Annotated in this window: 18 protein-coding genes, 1 other RNA gene and 1 riboswitch; of the genes, 14 read left to right on the top strand and 5 right to left on the bottom strand. The window is 53.8% G+C overall.

Translation table 11 applies throughout. From position 1 onward, the window contains the following. Positions 1-5: 5 nt before the first annotated feature. The 3 genes from VAE48_RS04765 to VAE48_RS04775 all read left to right on the top strand — a co-directional run bounded on the left by VAE48_RS04765 (position 6) and on the right by VAE48_RS04775 (position 1660). Positions 6-644 carry a response regulator transcription factor gene (locus VAE48_RS04765; protein WP_322792176.1) on the top strand — a complete coding sequence of 213 codons (639 nt, stop codon included), beginning with the start codon at positions 6-8 and terminating at the stop codon, positions 642-644. Between the two features lie 207 nt (positions 645-851). After that, positions 852-1283 (top strand): hypothetical protein, encoded by a 432-nt coding sequence (locus VAE48_RS04770; RefSeq protein ID WP_322792177.1) that lies wholly within the window; start codon positions 852-854, stop codon positions 1281-1283. After that, positions 1280-1660 carry a hypothetical protein gene (locus VAE48_RS04775; RefSeq protein ID WP_322792178.1) on the top strand — a complete coding sequence of 127 codons (381 nt, stop codon included), beginning with the start codon at positions 1280-1282 and terminating at the stop codon, positions 1658-1660. Before VAE48_RS04770 ends, VAE48_RS04775 begins: the two co-directional genes overlap by 4 nt. Positions 1661-1670: 10 nt before the next feature. On the opposite strand, the gene VAE48_RS04780 is transcribed toward VAE48_RS04775, so the two are convergent. Beyond that, entirely contained in the window at positions 1671-2183 is a 513-nt protein-coding gene (locus VAE48_RS04780; protein WP_322792179.1) for a CbiX/SirB N-terminal domain-containing protein, read from the bottom strand. Here VAE48_RS04780 and VAE48_RS04785 point away from each other — a divergent pair. The 7 genes from VAE48_RS04785 to VAE48_RS04815 all read left to right on the top strand — a co-directional run bounded on the left by VAE48_RS04785 (position 2158) and on the right by VAE48_RS04815 (position 6769). Continuing rightward, entirely contained in the window at positions 2158-2451 is a 294-nt protein-coding gene (locus tag VAE48_RS04785) for a hypothetical protein (protein WP_322792180.1), read from the top strand. The two genes, VAE48_RS04780 and VAE48_RS04785, sit on opposite strands and share 26 nt — an antisense overlap. A 63-nt stretch (positions 2452-2514) precedes the next feature. Then, a complete protein-coding gene (locus VAE48_RS04790) occupies positions 2515-2991 on the top strand; it encodes a HEAT repeat domain-containing protein (RefSeq protein ID WP_322792181.1) in 477 nt (158 codons plus the stop codon). Between the two features lie 14 nt (positions 2992-3005). Beyond that, entirely contained in the window at positions 3006-4091 is a 1086-nt protein-coding gene (locus VAE48_RS04795; RefSeq protein WP_322792182.1) for a L,D-transpeptidase, read from the top strand. Positions 4092-4098: 7 nt separating this feature from the next. Beyond that, positions 4099-4611, top strand: coding sequence for a metal-dependent hydrolase (locus tag VAE48_RS04800; protein ID WP_322792183.1), 513 nt, complete (start codon positions 4099-4101; stop codon positions 4609-4611). Positions 4612-4996: 385 nt separating this feature from the next. Further along, positions 4997-5725: a hypothetical protein gene (locus tag VAE48_RS04805; protein ID WP_322792184.1), complete on the top strand. Its 729-nt coding sequence runs from the start codon at positions 4997-4999 to the stop codon at positions 5723-5725. A gap of 42 nt (positions 5726-5767) precedes the next feature. Continuing rightward, an RNA gene (gene ffs, locus VAE48_RS04810) (signal recognition particle sRNA small type) lies at positions 5768-5867 on the top strand. A gap of 17 nt (positions 5868-5884) precedes the next feature. Then, a complete protein-coding gene (locus tag VAE48_RS04815) occupies positions 5885-6769 on the top strand; it encodes a methyltransferase domain-containing protein (protein ID WP_322792185.1) in 885 nt (294 codons plus the stop codon). 3 nt (positions 6770-6772) lie between these two features. Here the strand turns inward: VAE48_RS04815 and VAE48_RS04820 are convergent, their stop codons facing one another. Further along, positions 6773-7519 carry a class I SAM-dependent methyltransferase gene (locus VAE48_RS04820; RefSeq protein WP_322792186.1) on the bottom strand — a complete coding sequence of 249 codons (747 nt, stop codon included), beginning with the start codon at positions 7517-7519 and terminating at the stop codon, positions 6773-6775. Positions 7520-7638: 119 nt separating this feature from the next. On the opposite strand from VAE48_RS04820, the gene speD reads away from it, so the two are divergent. Both speD and speE read left to right on the top strand, forming a co-directional pair. Beyond that, on the top strand, positions 7639-8013 hold the full coding sequence (speD, locus tag VAE48_RS04825) for an adenosylmethionine decarboxylase (RefSeq protein ID WP_322792187.1): 375 nt from the start codon (positions 7639-7641) through the stop codon (positions 8011-8013). Positions 8014-8023: 10 nt separating this feature from the next. Further along, complete coding sequence (gene speE / locus VAE48_RS04830) at positions 8024-8851, top strand: polyamine aminopropyltransferase (RefSeq protein ID WP_322792188.1); 828 nt, start codon at positions 8024-8026, stop codon at positions 8849-8851. Here speE and VAE48_RS04835 read toward each other — a convergent pair. Together VAE48_RS04835 and VAE48_RS04840 are read right to left on the bottom strand one after the other, a co-directional pair. Further along, positions 8840-9562 (bottom strand): ubiquinone/menaquinone biosynthesis methyltransferase, encoded by a 723-nt coding sequence (locus VAE48_RS04835; protein ID WP_322792189.1) that lies wholly within the window; start codon positions 9560-9562, stop codon positions 8840-8842. The two genes, speE and VAE48_RS04835, sit on opposite strands and share 12 nt — an antisense overlap. Then, a complete protein-coding gene (locus VAE48_RS04840; protein WP_322792190.1) occupies positions 9552-11237 on the bottom strand; it encodes a GAF domain-containing sensor histidine kinase in 1686 nt (561 codons plus the stop codon). The genes VAE48_RS04835 and VAE48_RS04840 overlap by 11 nt, the downstream gene beginning before the upstream one ends. A 157-nt stretch (positions 11238-11394) precedes the next feature. On the opposite strand from VAE48_RS04840, the gene VAE48_RS04845 reads away from it, so the two are divergent. Beyond that, on the top strand, positions 11395-12207 hold the full coding sequence (locus VAE48_RS04845; RefSeq protein ID WP_322792191.1) for a CDP-alcohol phosphatidyltransferase family protein: 813 nt from the start codon (positions 11395-11397) through the stop codon (positions 12205-12207). 356 nt (positions 12208-12563) lie between these two features. Next, positions 12564-12664: riboswitch (cyclic di-GMP riboswitch) on the top strand. 56 nt (positions 12665-12720) lie between these two features. After that, positions 12721-14025 (top strand): hypothetical protein, encoded by a 1305-nt coding sequence (locus VAE48_RS04850; RefSeq protein WP_322792192.1) that lies wholly within the window; start codon positions 12721-12723, stop codon positions 14023-14025. Positions 14026-14101: 76 nt separating this feature from the next. On the opposite strand, the gene lysS is transcribed toward VAE48_RS04850, so the two are convergent. Beyond that, positions 14102-15631 (bottom strand): lysine--tRNA ligase, encoded by a 1530-nt coding sequence (gene lysS / locus VAE48_RS04855; protein WP_322792193.1) that lies wholly within the window; start codon positions 15629-15631, stop codon positions 14102-14104. Positions 15632-15730: the final 99 nt, after the last annotated feature.

A 15730-nucleotide genomic window follows, 5' to 3' on the forward strand; every position in this document is an offset into this window, starting at 1 on the left:
ACCCGATGACCGCTGATAAAAAAATCCGCATACTGCTCTGCGATGATCACAGTGTTGTCCGCAACGGTTTGAAATCCTTTTTGAGCATTTACGAAGATTTCGAGCTGGTTGGAGAGGCCCGCAACGGTGAACAGGCCATTGCACTGGTCAACCAGCACCGACCGGATGTGGTGCTGATGGATTTGATGATGCCGGTACTGGATGGCGCAGCTGCCACCCGCCGTATCAAAGAGAAGTTCCCAAAGACTCAAGTCATTGCCTTGACCAGTTTCAAGGATGAAGAACTGGTCAAAGGCGCGCTGGAAGCAGGCGCAATCGGCTATCTGCTCAAAGACCTGTCCGCCGATGAACTGGCACGTGCCATCCGGCTGGCGTTTGAAGGCAAGCCCACCCTTGCGCCGGAAGCCGCTGAAGTACTGATTGAGGCATCTCGACCTCATCAACGTAAATTGGGGGATGATTTGACCGAACGCGAAAGAGAAGTGCTGGCGCTGATGGTGGAGGGTTTGAACAATCAGCAAATTGCCGAGCGGCTGGTTGTCAGCCTTTCCACCGCCAAATCGCACGTCAGCAGCATTCTTTCCAAACTGGGAGTCACTACCCGCACTGAGGCCGTCTCGCTGGCTCTAAAGCATAAAATCTGAATTCCTAAGACCCTCGCCGTTCACCCCTTTCTGGCCGTCTATTATGGGCTGCAGTAAGGGGATTTTTTAATCCGTCCTATCCTTTCGGCTAAGAAAAGTTCCATCCACCGGGCAGGTAGAAATCCCACTCCTCGCAGGTGATTAATATCGCATGATTCGATACACTGAACCTGAACAAAATATAACGATTGACTTGAGGAAAATGTCATGGATCACATCGTGTATGTGGATACAAAATCGCAAGAGATGGAACAATTATTGAATGGCGCGAAGACGATGATTGTGCGTTCTGCCAGTGGCCGAAAAATACCCTACGACCGCGTTGCGAACGGAGATCGTTTGTTCTTCGCTCGAAATAATGGTGAGGGGTTGATTCTCGCCTCAGCACTGGCAAAACAGGTCAACCAATTCGGCCCGGTCAGCCCGCAACTTTCATTGGAAATTCTAAAAGATCATCAAGTCCAACTCAACCTCTCGGAGAAGCAGGTCAACCGCTGGGGCGGTAAAAGATATTTGGTACTGATTGAAATTGATTCCTTGCAGGAAATTCAACCATTCAAATTCAACCGCAGTGCATTCAACAACATGGATGATTGGCTGCCGGTTGGAAATATCGAAATGGTGAAAGTAATCCAATGAGAATTTTACTGGCAGATGACAACCCCGAAGTTTGCACGGCATTACGGCTGATTCTCGAGCATCAGCCCGGTCATCAACTGCTTGCCGAAGCGGATAACGTGGTGCGTCTCTTGAATCTCACCACCCAATACTGCCCGGAAGTGCTGCTGCTGGATACCGAATTGGAAGGCTTGAAACCCTGTCGGGATGACCGCAGCCTGCGCGAATTGCTGGAAACTCTCAAATTGTTGTGCCCCAACCTGATGATTGCCGCCCTGTGCAGCGGACAAATTACCGGAAAAGAGGCCTGGATTGAGCAGGTTAACGCTGTCTTTTGCAAAAGCGACCCGCCTGATTCACTGCTGAACTGGCTGCAGAATCCAGTCAGCCCCAATTGAACCACAAACCCTATTCCAAAAATCGCCGGACTTGAGCTGCTAAAAACCGGGCAATTTCCCTTTCTTCAAACGGCCAGGCGTAAATCAAATGAAGGTCGGGGTATTCAGATTGTAGTTGTTGAATCTGGGCGGGAATTTCAACTTCGGCATGCTCGCCGCCGCGTGTCATCATCGGGGTAACCACAATGACACGCTCAAATCCATCTTTGACTGCCTGCTCCACACCTTCTTCCAGCGTGGGCGCACAAAATTCGTTGAAGCACACCCGTGTTTCCAGACCGCTTTCTCTGCTGAGTAAATGGGCGAGCGAAAGGCTTGCAGCGTGAAACGGGTCATTCTCGGCTGTTCGCGGCCATCGGCGCATCTTTTGATCCAGTTCTGCGTAGCGGCTTCGGCTGGCTTCATCCATGCTGGTCGGCGCGGTTTCAAAGCGGGCATGCAAGGCGAAAAACTCACCCAATTCACGTTTGGGAAAATCATTTGGCGGTGAGCCGTGCATGGCAAGGATTAATATCGTTTTCATCTTTTCCCTTTACAATAAACCTGTGATGATCCTCAAAATTCTGTTAATCGGTTGGATTGTTTTGATCGGGGCAATCATTCTAAACGGATTGGCCGGCTTGCTCGGATTGGCAACCTGGTACACTTTTTTAGCGAAGATCGCTCAACAAGGCTGGCTGCCGGCGCTGCGCCAGACCCCGATTATAAGCCATTTATTCCTTTTTGTGATTTACCCGCTTGCTTTAGGCGGTCTGGCATGGCTGGGGTTGAGGTTAATCCGTTTTTGGTAAATTGGCGCAACACCGCTCAGAACAGGTGTTGTGCTGGGGTACAATTACAGCATGGATGATTTTTTGTCCGAAACCACCCCCTCGCCGGAGAGAGGACTGACTGCCGAGGAGCGCAGGACACTGGATGGGTTATTGTTCATTCTCAATCATGAACCCAGCCTTAACCTGCGCCTGAAAGCGGTACGCGCGCTGAGCCGTTTCAAGGAGATGAGCGCGCTGCGCACACTGGCAGAAATTGCGCTTTACGAGGAAGACGAACCCGTACGACGAGCAGCCTATCAGGAACTGGACAACCTGTTTGGCGAAGGCAGTGAGGCTTTTATTGAAAGCATCCGCCTCGAAATTGAGGGGGAAGAAGATGATGAGGAAGAAAACGAATTGTTCCCTCTTTCATCGGTGAATACAAGTCAATCCTCCCCTCAAAATATGTCGGATTACTCCTTTCCGCCAGTGATGCGGGAAGAAGGTACGCCGCTCTGGTTGTGGGCAGCGCTCGCCTTATTTATTTTGGGAGGCATCGTCTTATTTGTCTTAAGATGAGTGAAAGTGAACCGATGAACCACAAAAATTCCCTCTCCCGCCGGCAGTTTTTGAAACTGGGTTTAGCCGCGCTGGGTGGACTGGCTTTTCAGCCAAAATTGGCGTGGCAGCGGCTTTTGCAGGAATGGCCGGATGCCGAGCGCCTTGGGCGGGTTACCTCCGGTCGAGTTTCCATCTGGTCAAAGCCCTCTGCCGACAGCCAGCAGTTGAAAACCATTTATGATGACCATATTGTTATATGGCTGCGTGAGGTGGTTGGTGAACCGCCCGGCCTGACCCTCAGCCGGCGCTGGGTGGAAACCCCCGAAGGCTACATTTACGCCCCACGCCTCCAACCGGTGCGCTATTTACCCAATCAGCCGGTCAGCGAATTACCCACCGGCCCGCTGGGCAGGGGTATGTGGGCTGAGGTTACCGTTCCCTATCTGGATGTCACCCTCCACAACCCGCCAGCCCGCGCCCCATGGCTGAGAGAAGCTCAATTCCCGCGCCTGTATTACAGTCAAATTTTTTGGATTGACGACCTGCGCACCGGCAGCGATGGCGAGGTGTATTACCGGGTCACGCAGAAGTATGGTTATGGTGATATCCTCTGGGCGCCGGCTTTCGGCTTCCGACCACTGACGCGCGAGGAGATTGAACCCATCCATCCGGATGCGGAGGACAAACGCATCGTGGTTAATTTGAACTACCAGATGCTCTCCTGTTATGAAGGCAATCGCGAGGTGTACACCTGCCGCATTTCATCCGGTGCTAAGTTCGATAAGGACGGCAATCCCACCGACAAATGGTCAACGCCGGTTGGAACCATGCCCACCTGGCGTAAGTTAATCTCTCACCACATGAGCGGGGGAGTCAGCGGCAGCGGCTGGGATCTACCGGGCATTGCCTGGACAATCCTGTTTTCCGGCAATGGCGAGGCAATTCATTCTACCTTCTGGCACAACGATTTCGGCACCCCTCGTTCACGCGGCTGCATCAACGCCGCTCCGGATGATGCCAAGTGGATTTTCCGCTGGTCGGAACCGCACATTCCCTACGATGTAGGCGAAATGACCATCTCCATGCCGGGCGGCACCAAGGTACAGGTCATCGGGTAATCCTGCCATGCCGGTAACCCCTTTCCACTTTGGAGCAGGTCTGGCAGCCAAAGCGGCGGCACCGCAGCGTTTTGGGCTGCTGGCTTTTTGTGCCGCCAATGTGATCATTGATGTTGAACCGCTTTACTACGCCCTCACCCGGCAGGATCCGCTCCACCGATTTTTCCACACCCTGCCGGGCGCGCTGATCGCAGCTCTCCTTACCATCTTTCTATTCTGGATTTTGAAAACGGTTTTGCAATGGCTGCATCTGAGCCGGTTCGTGGTAAAAGCAGAAATTTCTCCGCCTGGCGTTTGGCTGGGGGCGATGAGCGGTGCAATCAGCCATGTCTTGCTGGATAGCGTGGTTCACGCCGATGTGCAGCCCTTTGCGCCGCTCACCCGCTCAAACCCATTTTTGGGATGGTTTTCAATCTTTGAGGTTCAAAACTTCTTAACTCTGCTCGCGCTGGCAGGCATTGCAGGGATTATTTTACGGTCAGTTTTGCATCGTTCGAAAAAGGCACCTTTCCATGAATAACGCTTTTCAACCATGATGGTCAATTAAGGTAGTGTCTTTGTTTTTCCTATTCCGAGGTTATTTTATCGGATGCACAAGACAATTCGTCCATCAGGGTGACCTTTAAGGCTTTCTCAAAGTTCCTTGACAACCCTAAAACTTTGTATCGAAACTTGAATTGTGGCGAAACGACCCCCTCCCGGCCTCCCCCCAATATCGCTTTGGCGATATTGGGGGCGCAGGAGGGGGCAAAATCGCTCGATTTGACGCATCAGTGGATTATTCCGAATAAGACATCGGTCAGCACCCGCCGGCAGCTGTTTGACCGTTTTCGACTTTGAGAAGGCCATTAGGGTGAGACCTTCAAAAACCATTCCGCTACAAGCCGTGGTAAACTTATCCCGCCATGAATCGTTCAAAAGCTCTCTCATCTCTTCTGGCTTTTATATTGTTCGTATCCGGGCTTTTGGCGGGTTTAATCTGGTGGGGCAGCAGCGCCTGGGCTGATCTGGAAGCATCGCTGTTTGATCCTGCCGTCTCCGCCGATGTGATTCTCAATAATTTGCGCTGCCCGCAATTCATTACCCCTGAAGAAATCGGAACGATTTCTATTCGTTTGCAAAATCCAACCGACCGCATCCTGCGCCAAACTGCCCGTATTCACGTCAGTTACGGCTTTGTGACCCTCATGCGCGAGGAGAGTGTCATTATTGAAATGCAGCCGCGCGAAACCCGCCAGCTGGAATGGTTTGTTTCAGCAGAAGATGCGGCCTGGGGGCGGTTGGTATTGGTGCGTCTGCACCTGTTCCGCAGTTTTCCCCTGCCCAGCCGTACAGCCACCTGCGGTATTGTGCTGGTCAACCTGCCCTGGTTGAACGGAAATCACATTACCCTGCTGCTGGCACTCCTGACTCTGGCCGGTACGCTTGGCGGCTGGCAACGGTGGGTTAAGACCCATCAGCCATTGGTCAATCGCCAGCGCAATGTGGCAACTTTAATGGTGGCCTGGATCATCCTGCTGGTTGTGGGCAACCTCCTGGCTTTTTTGGGTATCTGGGTGGCAGCCGGCGTGCTTTTTCTGCTTTCGATGATCTTCCTGATCATCAGCGCAACCTACCTGATCTACCCTGCCTGAATTGACAGACTGCCACACCTGCGGTATGATAAGCGCGCGTCCGGGTGGGACCGGCGCGGCAGAATCCGCCGAACCCTGTCAGGTCCGAGAGGAAGCAGCAGTAAGGTGGTCACTCTGGGCGCCGCCGGCAAACCTGCCCGGCGCACTTCTTAAAGCAAGATGACCTCACAACCACCCATTTGCAATTACGAAGGTTCCGATTATCAACAGCGCTTCTGGGAACAGGGCAGACGCGCTTACGAAGATGCTGTTGAGGCAGTTGCTCTGCGCCGCCTGCTGCCTGGCCAGGGACATCTCCTGCTGGAATTGGGTGCCGGAGCAGGCCGCAACACTCCCCGTTACGCCGGTTTTGAACAGGTTGTGCTGCTCGATTATTCGCGCACACAACTGGAACAGGCGCGTGCCCGGCTGGGTGACCGCCCCCAATACCGCTATGTGGCAGCCGATATTTATCACCTGCCCTTTGTTCCTTCCCTTTTCGACGGTGCAACCATGATCCGCACCCTGCATCACATGGCAGAACCCCGCCTCGCGCTGGACAATGTGCAGCGGGTATTGCAAAACAACGCTGTCTTTATCCTCGAATTTGCCAACAAACAAAATCTGAAAGCAATCCTGCGCTACTGGTTGAAAAAACAGACCTGGAATCCGTTTGGGCCTGAACCGGTTGAATTTGCCCCGTTGAATTTTGATTTCCACCCCGCTACAATCCGTTCATGGTTGCGTCAATCCGGTTTTGCCATCGAACGCACCCTGACCGTTTCTCATTTCCGATTCGACTTGCTGAAACGCATCCTGCCCCTGCCGCTGCTGGTCGGCATGGACAGTCTGGCACAATTGACCGGTAATTGGTGGCAGCTCAGTCCAAGTGTTTTCGTCCGTTGTCATGCGGTAAAAGCCTCTCTCCCCAATCCCGTCAGCGGATTTTTTGCCTGCCCGGCCTGCCAAACGACCCTGGAAGATACTCCCCCGGTTATCACCTGTCCGAATTGCGGGCGGCAATTCCCGGTTGAAAATCAAATTTATGATTTTCGCCTGAATTAAGCCTTAGTCGAGTTCTCCGGTCTTTTCGACCACCCAAAAGTGAGAAAGCCCTAAAACGCGCAAGGGGGTTTTTTCCATTGCCTGCAAGACAAAGCGCAGTGCTTTGCCCGCCAATCCGAATCGTTGAATCAAATTATCATACGCCCCAAAGATCATCGTTCGTTGAATGAATTTAACCGGCAGATGGTCGAATAACTTTTGCAAATCACCAGCCGAATAAACCCGCACATGCGGCGCTAAACGATTGCGCCAGCGGCGCGGCAGGTAATTGACCAGCGGAATGTTGCCAAAACGGTATTTGCCCCGCCAGTAAATTCCGTGCGTTTCAAACGGGTAACCGCGGTTTGGACAGAATAACACCAGCCTTCCGCCGGGTTTCAGCACCCGCACAATCTCGCATACCGCCTGCCGGTCATCCTGAACGTGTTCGAGTACTTCATGGCTGAGCACAAGGTCAAAATGGTTGGAAGGCAGCGGCAAATCCTCCCCCGCTGCACAGACCACCAGATCAGCCCGCTGGTGAGCCTCGACGGCACGCTCGTGTTCAATGTCCAGCCCAACCGCCTGACGGGCATCCTCTGCCAAGCGGGTCAGATACATTCCCACCCCACAGCCATCCACCAAAACGGTACCTTTACAGCGTTGTCCCGCAGCCTCACGAATCATCCGCAAGCGGCGTTCCTGACCAGCCCGCCAGACCTGAGAAGGAACTCCGCGTTCAGCGGCTTTTTCTATGATCCTGTTTTCCATACCGCACAATCCTACCACGAATTTATTCCAAAGGATTGACAAATGGGGGGTTTTATCCGAAAATGTAGCCCTTGTTTAATTTCAATCTTCTACACCACTTTCAGGAGGTGACGGTTCAAGTGAACACCCTAAAACTTGGAGAGCATTTTATTTGCGATCTCTCGGAATGTGATCGAGAGTTGCTGTTGGACGCCGAACGCGCCAGCGAGTTATTCACCCGCGCCGTTGACGAAAGCGGTCTGACCATCGTGAATAAAGGATTTTACAAGTTCAATCCGCACGGGTTTACCTGTTTCCTGCTGCTGGCTGAATCCCATGCCAGTTTACATGCCTGGCCGGAACACGGTTACTGCGCGATTGACCTGTTCACTTGCAATCTGAGCCTGGATATTTCCCCACTGGTACAGCGTTTGCAGGAATTGTTCGACGCCAAACACTGCTCGGTTTATCATCTTGACCGCACCGCCGAAGTGAGTGAGCCGGTTTGGATTTGAAGGACGGATTATGAGCGGAATTTGGTTTACCGAAGAACTGCACCCTTACTACCGCAAAGCCCTGCGCGTTAAAGCCATACTGGAAGATGAACAAACCCCCTACCAGCACTTGCAGGTGCTGGAAACGGAATTTTTCGGCAAGGCCCTGATTCTGGATGACATCATCCAGCTGACCGAACGGGATAATGCCGGTTACCACGAGATGATCACACATATCCCCATGCTGGCACAGGGTGCACCCCGGCGCGTGTTGATCGTCGGCGGTGGTGACGGCGGCAGCCTTCAGCAGGTTTTGAAGCATTCTTCCGTGGAAGAAGCCGTCGTTTGTGAACTCGACCGGCGGGTGGTGGAAGTCAGCCGCAAGTACTTCACCCAATTCGGTGACCCGTGGAGCGACCCCCGGGCGCGTCTGGTCATTCAGGACGCTTTTACCTTTCTGGAAGGCGGCCGCGAAAAATTCGATGTCATCATTTCGGATACCACCGATCCTATCGGTATGGCCGAGCGGCTTTTCAGCGAGGAGTTTTACCGTCTGATGGCGGCTGCCCTTAACCCCGGCGGCGCAATCGCCACCCAGTGCGAGCAGCCCTTCTTCGATACTGCTCTGATTCGAGAAATTTACTCCTTCGCCAAAACGCTTTCCCGCTATCCGGCTTACTACTACGCACATATCCCCACCTATCCCGGCGGCGGAATTGGATTCATGTACCTCTCCGATGTTCCCTGGCAGGAAGGTCTGAAGCGTGACTATCCGCAGGGGTTGAACTACCTCAACCGCGAAGTGCATCAGGCAGCTTTTGCGCTGCCGGAGTTTTTCAGGCGCGAATTATACGGTTGAATTGGCGGGTTTGACCGCCCGGTGAATGGCCACCACCCCAAAGAGATAGCGGCGGAAAGCAACCTCACGAAAACCCGCCCGCTCGACCACTTGCGCCAGCGTCTCTGCCTGCAGAAAGTTCTCGCTGGATGTCGGCAAATACACATACGCATCTCGTTCGCCCGTGATCACCTCACCCAGCAGCGGGATGACCTGCCGCATGTGAAAGCGGATGAAGGGGGTGAGCAGGCTGTTTTGCGGCGGCGGCGTGGTATCCAGCGCCACCCAGCGACCGCCGGGTTTAAGCACGCGGTATTGTTCGGCAATGGCGCGCGGCAGGTCGGCCACATTCCGCAGCAAAAAGCCGGAAACCACTGCGTCAAAGGTATTATCGGCATAGGGCAAGTTAAGCGCATCTGCTGCACACCAGACCAATCCACGTAAATTTCGCGGTTTGCCTGCCAGCATCATCCCCAGCGTAAAGTCCGCCGCAACCGAAACACACTCCGGCTGCTGACGCAGCGCTTCGCGGGCAATGTCACCGGTGCCGGCTCCCAAATCCAGCACGCGCGCGCCGGGCTCAAGCCGCGCCAGCCGGATGATCTCCTGCCGCCAATGCACGTCCTGACCAGCGGTCATCAACCGGTTCATCAGGTCGTAACGGGGTGCAATCCGGCTGAACATGCGCCGGACGCGAATGGCTTTATCGCCGTTACTCAATTCACTCTTCATGACGAATGGGCACCCACGCCAGAATGGTTGTGCCGTTTCCGGGCTCTGAGGTGATTTCCACATCCCCACCGGCATTCCGGGCGCGGGTGTGCATATTTGAAAGGCCGTGACCAATCGTCATCTGCATCTTCTCAAGGTCAAATCCACGCCCGTCATCGCTGATCTCCATCAACGCCCGTTCAGCCGAAAGCCAGAGAGTAATGTTGACCGTCCGCGCCCGGGCATGTTTGGCAATGTTGGCCAGCGCTTCCTGACAAATGTGAAAGAGGGCCACCGCCTGCGCTTCGCCCAGTACCGCCATCTCTTCATCGGAGCCCTGCAGGTTGACGGTCAGCAAGGTATTGGCCCGGAATTCCTGAATCAACCGCCGAATGCCCTGCATCAGGTTTTCATTGCGCAGCTGACGCGGTCGCAAATCCAAAATATAGGCGCGAATATCCCGAATCGTACTGTTCAGGTCACTGATGGCCTGTTCAATGCGTTGAAGCATTCCCTGCGGGTCTTCTTTGACCAGCAGGCGGGCATGTTCAAGGGTCAGCCCAACGGCATAAATGGACTGAATGATCCCATCGTGCAAATCCATGCCAATTCGCTCGCGTTCTTCCAGCACCGCCAGGCGGCGGCCCTGCAAATTCAAACGCACATTTTCAATGGCAGTGCCCACCCACGAACCGATGGTTGCCAGAAACTGGACTTCCATTTCATCTAGCGGACGGGGATGACAGGATGCCACACACAAGACCCCCAAAACGCCCTGCCGGCCGTTAATCGGCAGACAGGCAACTTGATGAAATTCGCCCAGCAGCACATCCGGGTGAAGGTCAGCCGTGCCGGTATCACTCAAGGAAATCAGGTTGGGCTGGTTGTTTTTGGCAACTTTTCCGATCACCCCTTCACCCAGCTGATATTGTTCTCTGGCGAACAGAGATTTTGCCTGATGTCCGCGGTGCAAAACCAGTTTGAGCGTACGACTGTTCTCCATGCGCAGATACACCTCACCCACTTCAATCTGCAAATAATCCAGCACCTGAGTGAGGGCTTTGTCCAGAATCTGGTCAATATCCGCCGAGGTGGCAAGGGTAGAGGCCAGTTCATTCAGTAACGCAAGATTTTCATTGCGGCGGGTGAGGATACGATCTCGCTGAATCAGCTCCTGGTACATGCGCGCGTTGGTAATTGCCACAGCCGCATAGGCAGCCAGCATTTCAATCAGCAGCTGATCATCCGCGGTAAATTCGGGAGCGTCAATTTTATCGGTCAGGTAGATCTGCCCGATGTGCCGCCCGGCATGGCGAATTGGCACCCCAAGGAAAGATGTCATGGGAGGATGATGCGGCGGAAAGCCGACACTGCGCGGGTCGCTGGCAATATCCGCCACCCGAATTGGCTGCTGAGAATGCATCAGCGCGCCAATCAAGCCCAAACCACGGGGTGGGTGCGCCATGCGGGCCAGTTCTTCCTCACTCATGCCGACCGGGATAAAAGATTGTAACTCCCCATCCGGGCCAATTACACCCACGGCGGCATAGCGTGCACCGGCCTGTTCACAGGCCACTGCAGCAATCCGTTCCAGCAGGGTTTCGAGTGAAATCTCCTGCACCAGCTGTAAACTGGCCTGATGCAGCGCCAGTAATCGTTCCTCTAATTGTTCCCGTGTTAATTGCAGTCCGCTCATGCTGCCCTTTCGCTATCTTCCCGATGTATTTTACTCGAATTGTCCACGAACTGCAATTAAGCCTTTATACAGATTATCGTCAATTAAAAAAATTAAGGGGTCGCAATATCCGCCGGAGAGGGCTATAATAAAATCGAGGGAAGGAAGGAGATACCTTATGGATGAACAACAACTCAAAAATCACCAACGTATCAACGACATTCTGTTTGGTCCGCTCGAACGACCGGCCCTTGCCTGGCTGGCGCGCAAAATGCCGGCCTGGGTCACCCCCGATCTGTTGACCGGCATTGGTTTCGCTGCCAGCATATTGATTTTTGTTTCATACTGGCTGACTTCCATCAGTCATTACTTTCTCTGGCTGGCCTCGTTCGGATTTATCCTGAACTGGTTTGGGGATAGTCTGGACGGCACACTGGCACGTTACCGCAAAATCGAACGGCCGCGGTATGGGTTTTTCATTGACCATGTTACAGACACCTTCAGTGAAATTCTGGTCTTTATCGGGATTGGGCTCTCGCCGTACGTAGATTTTCGGGTGGCTTTGATTGGCCTGATCAGTTATCTGAACATCTCCATTCTGGTGTATCTGATTATGGTCACCAAGGGCGTGTTCAAAATCTCGTTGTGGAAAATCGGCCCGACCGAAATTCGGGTCATGGCCATCCTCGCCAACACGGTTGTATTTTTTATCGGCAACCCGGCCTGGAGTACACCGATGGGTGAGGTTTCCCTTTACAACACCATCGTATTGTTTGTTGCCGCTCTGCTGCTGGTTTTCTTTATTTACGAAGCGCTGCGTACCGGCGGTGAACTGGCAAAAGAGGACGATTTTTCCCGCCAGCGCCGCGAGGAGCGTGAACGACAGCGGCAGGCCCGCCGCGCCCAAAAAGAACACGAGAAGATGATGCGCAAAGCCCGCAAAACCAGCAGTTCCCACAAGAGCATTACTGGAGGGGTTTCCTCAGATTGAGACAAGCCGAAGAACGAATAGAAACCTTCCTGCCAATCCACTTTTCTGAAACCGAATCGGTTCAAACGCCCTCCCGATTCGGTTTTTTTATCCATTTTTGTTCTATTATTTATATTATTGATAATAATTATAACTTTTTATCCACCAAAATTCTATAAAAATTATAAGATTTTCTTACAATTTTCCTATTGATTAGGTGTGTATTACCCTTTATAATACAGAGAACAAACCAATCAACAAGGGTTCACGCCTGAAGGCGGCAATGATCTGCATCGAGGAAACTGGTCGCTGGACCTCACAGGGAGGAACCGGATGCAGGGAGCCAGAGCGAAACCGGCCCGAACAGGCAGTGAATCCACCATTTTGGAAGCGTTGAAGCGTATGCCTTAACATGGTCGCTTCTCTCCGCAGGAGAGGGGCATACGCGGAGCCAGTAGCGAAACCGGCCAACCTAAAACTGGGTCGGTTTTTTTAATTACATCATTATCTATCGCCTTCGGGAGGGCAGCAACTATGAAACACAAAACCAACACCTATCGTTCACTATCCAGATTGACATTCTCCTTAGGAAGCATCCTGTTGATCCTGGGGCTGCTGCTGGGCATGTTCCCCCAGCCGGTCAGCGCCACGGTTGCTCCTGATTGGGACAAAAGCTCGTTATCCTTCAAAGGGAGCTGCACCGGCAATTGTGAAGTGGTCAAAGCCAAAGTGTGTAACACCGGTGACCGAGACATGGCAGGCACCAGTTCTTATGAAGTGTACTGGGCAGCCAGCGGCAACCCAAAAAGCGGGACGATTGTTGCCAGCGGCACTATTCCGGCTTTGAAGAAAAACAATTGCACATACCTGACCTATGATCCCAAGACCAACCCCAACGGTTCTGCGGGAAATTACATGTTCAAAGCCTATCAGCGGCCCGGCCACCCCGGTCAAGGTGATTTATGGAGCACTCAGTGCAGCATCGGGCAGTGCAGCCTGCCGACTGCCACACCCGTCACCCCTACCGCCACGCCGGTAACGCCAACGGCTACACCCTTTGAAGATTTAGAGATTTCTTACTTCTGCACCGACGGCGGACAACGTTGGGAAGTGTTCAATCCAAATCCTTTTGATATTGACTATCAGTGGGTTTCCAGCACTTCAGCAAACGGTAGTGGAACCGCCCCCGCCAATGGATCCGATGATTTCTGGGTGTCCGGCATGGGTCCGATGACCATCACCGTCACTTTTGGCGATGACCTCTCGGTGAGTACAACATCTGACAGGTGCGAAGAGCCTACCGAAGAACCCACCGATACGCCCACCGAAACCCCGGTGGTAACCGAGACCCCCTCGCCCACACCCACTGAGGAGGTCACCGAGACGCCTTCGCCGACACCCACTGAGGAGGTCACCGAGACCCCCTCGCCGACACCCACCGAGGAAGTAACCGAATCACCTTCGCCGACACCTACTGAAACCCCGGTAGTGACCGAAACGCCCAAGCCAACCGAACAGCCAACCAAAACTGAGGTTCCACCCACAAAGACGGTAACCCCGGTTGGCACCGATGACCCCGGCAGCCCGACTCCGGAAATCACCGAAACCGTCGTCACCACACCCCAGCCGACCAGCTCCGGGCGGGATGAAGACCGCGACTCGCAGCCGCCCGCCACGCTTGCACCGCCGACCGGCAGCAACACCGCCATTCTCATCCCGGTTACCGGCGGAGACCTCAGCCAGCCCAAGCCGTTTGGCACAGCCAGCCTGCTCTTCATCAACTTTGGGTTGGCCCTGCTCGGCTTCGGATTGATCCTCAACGGTCTCGGCCGCCGCTAAACCAGGCCTCTATCACCCATACATCAACAATCAGGGCAGCCATCCGGCTGCCCTGATTGTTGATTTTTCAATTCGGTTAATCCTCATCCCGTTCGCGCAGGTGCGGAAAGAGAATCACTTCACGGATGGTTCTCCGGTCGGTCAGCAGCATCACCAGCCGGTCAATGCCCATGCCAAAACCGCCGTTGGGCGGCATGCCGTAGGACATCGCCCGCAGGTAATCCTCATCCATCGGATGCCGTTCTTCATCCTCTTCCTCGTACGCCCGCCCCATCTCCAAAAACCGTTTTTCCTGCTCCAACGGATCGTTCAGCTCGGTAAAGGCATTGCACAATTCCATTCCACCAATGAAACCCTCAAATCGTTCCACCGTGCTGGGATCGCCGGGCTTGTTTTTCGCCAGCGGCGAAATATCCCTGGGATAGTCATACAAAAAGGTGGGTTGAATCAGGCTCGGTTCAAGGTAATCTCCGAGCAGGGCGTCAATCAATTTACCGCGCGGGGCATCCGGTTTGACCGGGATATTACGCGCCCGCATTGCCGCCGCCAGCGATTCGGTGGTGGGATGCTCGGCAATATCAATCCCAACCGCCTCAATCAGGCCCTGCCGCAGGGAAAGCCGCCGCCACGGCGGGTTCAAGTCAATGGTGTGACCATCGAACTGAATCACGCGTGTACCCAGCACCGTATCACAAATATACGCCAGCATTTCCTCGGTCAGGCTCATCACCTTTTCGTAATCGGCATACGCCCAGTAATATTCCAGTTGAGTAAATTCGGGGTTGTGCTTGAAACTGACCCCTTCGTTGCGGAAGTCACGCCCGATTTCATACACCCGCTCCAGCCCGCCCACCAGCAGACGTTTGAGGTACAGTTCAAACGAGATGCGTAGGTACAGATCCTGTTTGAGTTGATTGTGATGGGTTATGAAGGGCCGCGCCGCTGCGCCGCCGTAAATCGGCTGAAGGATGGGCGTTTCCACTTCCAAAAAGCCGCGCGCATCCAAAAATTCACGAATCGCACGCACAATGGCTGCCCGTTTGCGGAACACCTCACGCACTTCCGGGTTGACAGCCAGATCGGCGTAGCGCTGGCGGTAACGGGTCTCGGGATCGGTCAAGGCTGCATGGCGTACCACCTGCCCATCCACCACTTCATCTTTGGCAGCCGGCAGCGGAGAGATGGCCTTTGCCAGCATCCGAAAAGCATGCACATGCAGGGTGATTTCGCCGGTACGCGTGCGGAATAAAACACCCTCGGCCTCGATGAAATCACCCAGGTCAAAGTATTCGTTGAAGAAAGTCAGCTGATCCTCGCCCAGTTCGTTAACCCGCAGGAAAAGTTGAATGCGGCCGCTGCCGTCTTCGATGTGTGCAAAGGTGATCTTCCCCATGGTGCGTACCGAACGAATACGCCCGGCCAGGGTTGCCCGCACCGGCAGCAATTCACCGCCCTCGCGGGCATTCTGTTCCATCTCCTCAAATTCTCGAAGAACCTGAGCCGTCGTGTGAGTGGGGTTGGCTCGGGTTGGGTACGGTTCAATACCCTGCTGGCGTAATTTGAGCAATTTTTCTACACGGATTTTTTCCAGATCAGATAATTCCATTCGCAACTATCCTTTTTTTCTACACAGATTTTCATAAAAAAGCCCCGCCGGCTTGTTCAGCGGGCGGGGCGGTTGACCGACCCCCGGGTTACTCCACCT

Source organism: Bellilinea sp. (assembly GCF_034432615.1).
In the GTDB taxonomy this organism is placed as follows: domain Bacteria; phylum Chloroflexota; class Anaerolineae; order Anaerolineales; family Anaerolineaceae; genus Bellilinea.

Coding starts and splice junctions, on each gene's coding strand:
- VAE48_RS04775 (WP_322792178.1), top strand. CDS start 1,280: ATGAGAATTTTACTGGCAGATGACAACCCCGAAGTTTGCACGGCATTA.
- speE (WP_322792188.1), top strand. CDS start 8,024: ATGAGCGGAATTTGGTTTACCGAAGAACTGCACCCTTACTACCGCAAA.
- VAE48_RS04850 (WP_322792192.1), top strand. CDS start 12,721: ATGAAACACAAAACCAACACCTATCGTTCACTATCCAGATTGACATTC.
- VAE48_RS04845 (WP_322792191.1), top strand. CDS start 11,395: ATGGATGAACAACAACTCAAAAATCACCAACGTATCAACGACATTCTG.
- VAE48_RS04785 (WP_322792180.1), top strand. CDS start 2,158: ATGGCAAGGATTAATATCGTTTTCATCTTTTCCCTTTACAATAAACCT.
- VAE48_RS04800 (WP_322792183.1), top strand. CDS start 4,099: ATGCCGGTAACCCCTTTCCACTTTGGAGCAGGTCTGGCAGCCAAAGCG.
- VAE48_RS04780 (WP_322792179.1), bottom strand. CDS start 2,183: ATGAAAACGATATTAATCCTTGCCATGCACGGCTCACCGCCAAATGAT.
- VAE48_RS04820 (WP_322792186.1), bottom strand. CDS start 7,519: ATGGAAAACAGGATCATAGAAAAAGCCGCTGAACGCGGAGTTCCTTCT.
- VAE48_RS04795 (WP_322792182.1), top strand. CDS start 3,006: ATGAACCACAAAAATTCCCTCTCCCGCCGGCAGTTTTTGAAACTGGGT.
- VAE48_RS04840 (WP_322792190.1), bottom strand. CDS start 11,237: ATGAGCGGACTGCAATTAACACGGGAACAATTAGAGGAACGATTACTG.
- lysS (WP_322792193.1), bottom strand. CDS start 15,631: ATGGAATTATCTGATCTGGAAAAAATCCGTGTAGAAAAATTGCTCAAA.
- VAE48_RS04805 (WP_322792184.1), top strand. CDS start 4,997: ATGAATCGTTCAAAAGCTCTCTCATCTCTTCTGGCTTTTATATTGTTC.
- VAE48_RS04835 (WP_322792189.1), bottom strand. CDS start 9,562: ATGAAGAGTGAATTGAGTAACGGCGATAAAGCCATTCGCGTCCGGCGC.
- VAE48_RS04815 (WP_322792185.1), top strand. CDS start 5,885: ATGACCTCACAACCACCCATTTGCAATTACGAAGGTTCCGATTATCAA.
- VAE48_RS04765 (WP_322792176.1), top strand. CDS start 6: ATGACCGCTGATAAAAAAATCCGCATACTGCTCTGCGATGATCACAGT.
- VAE48_RS04770 (WP_322792177.1), top strand. CDS start 852: ATGGATCACATCGTGTATGTGGATACAAAATCGCAAGAGATGGAACAA.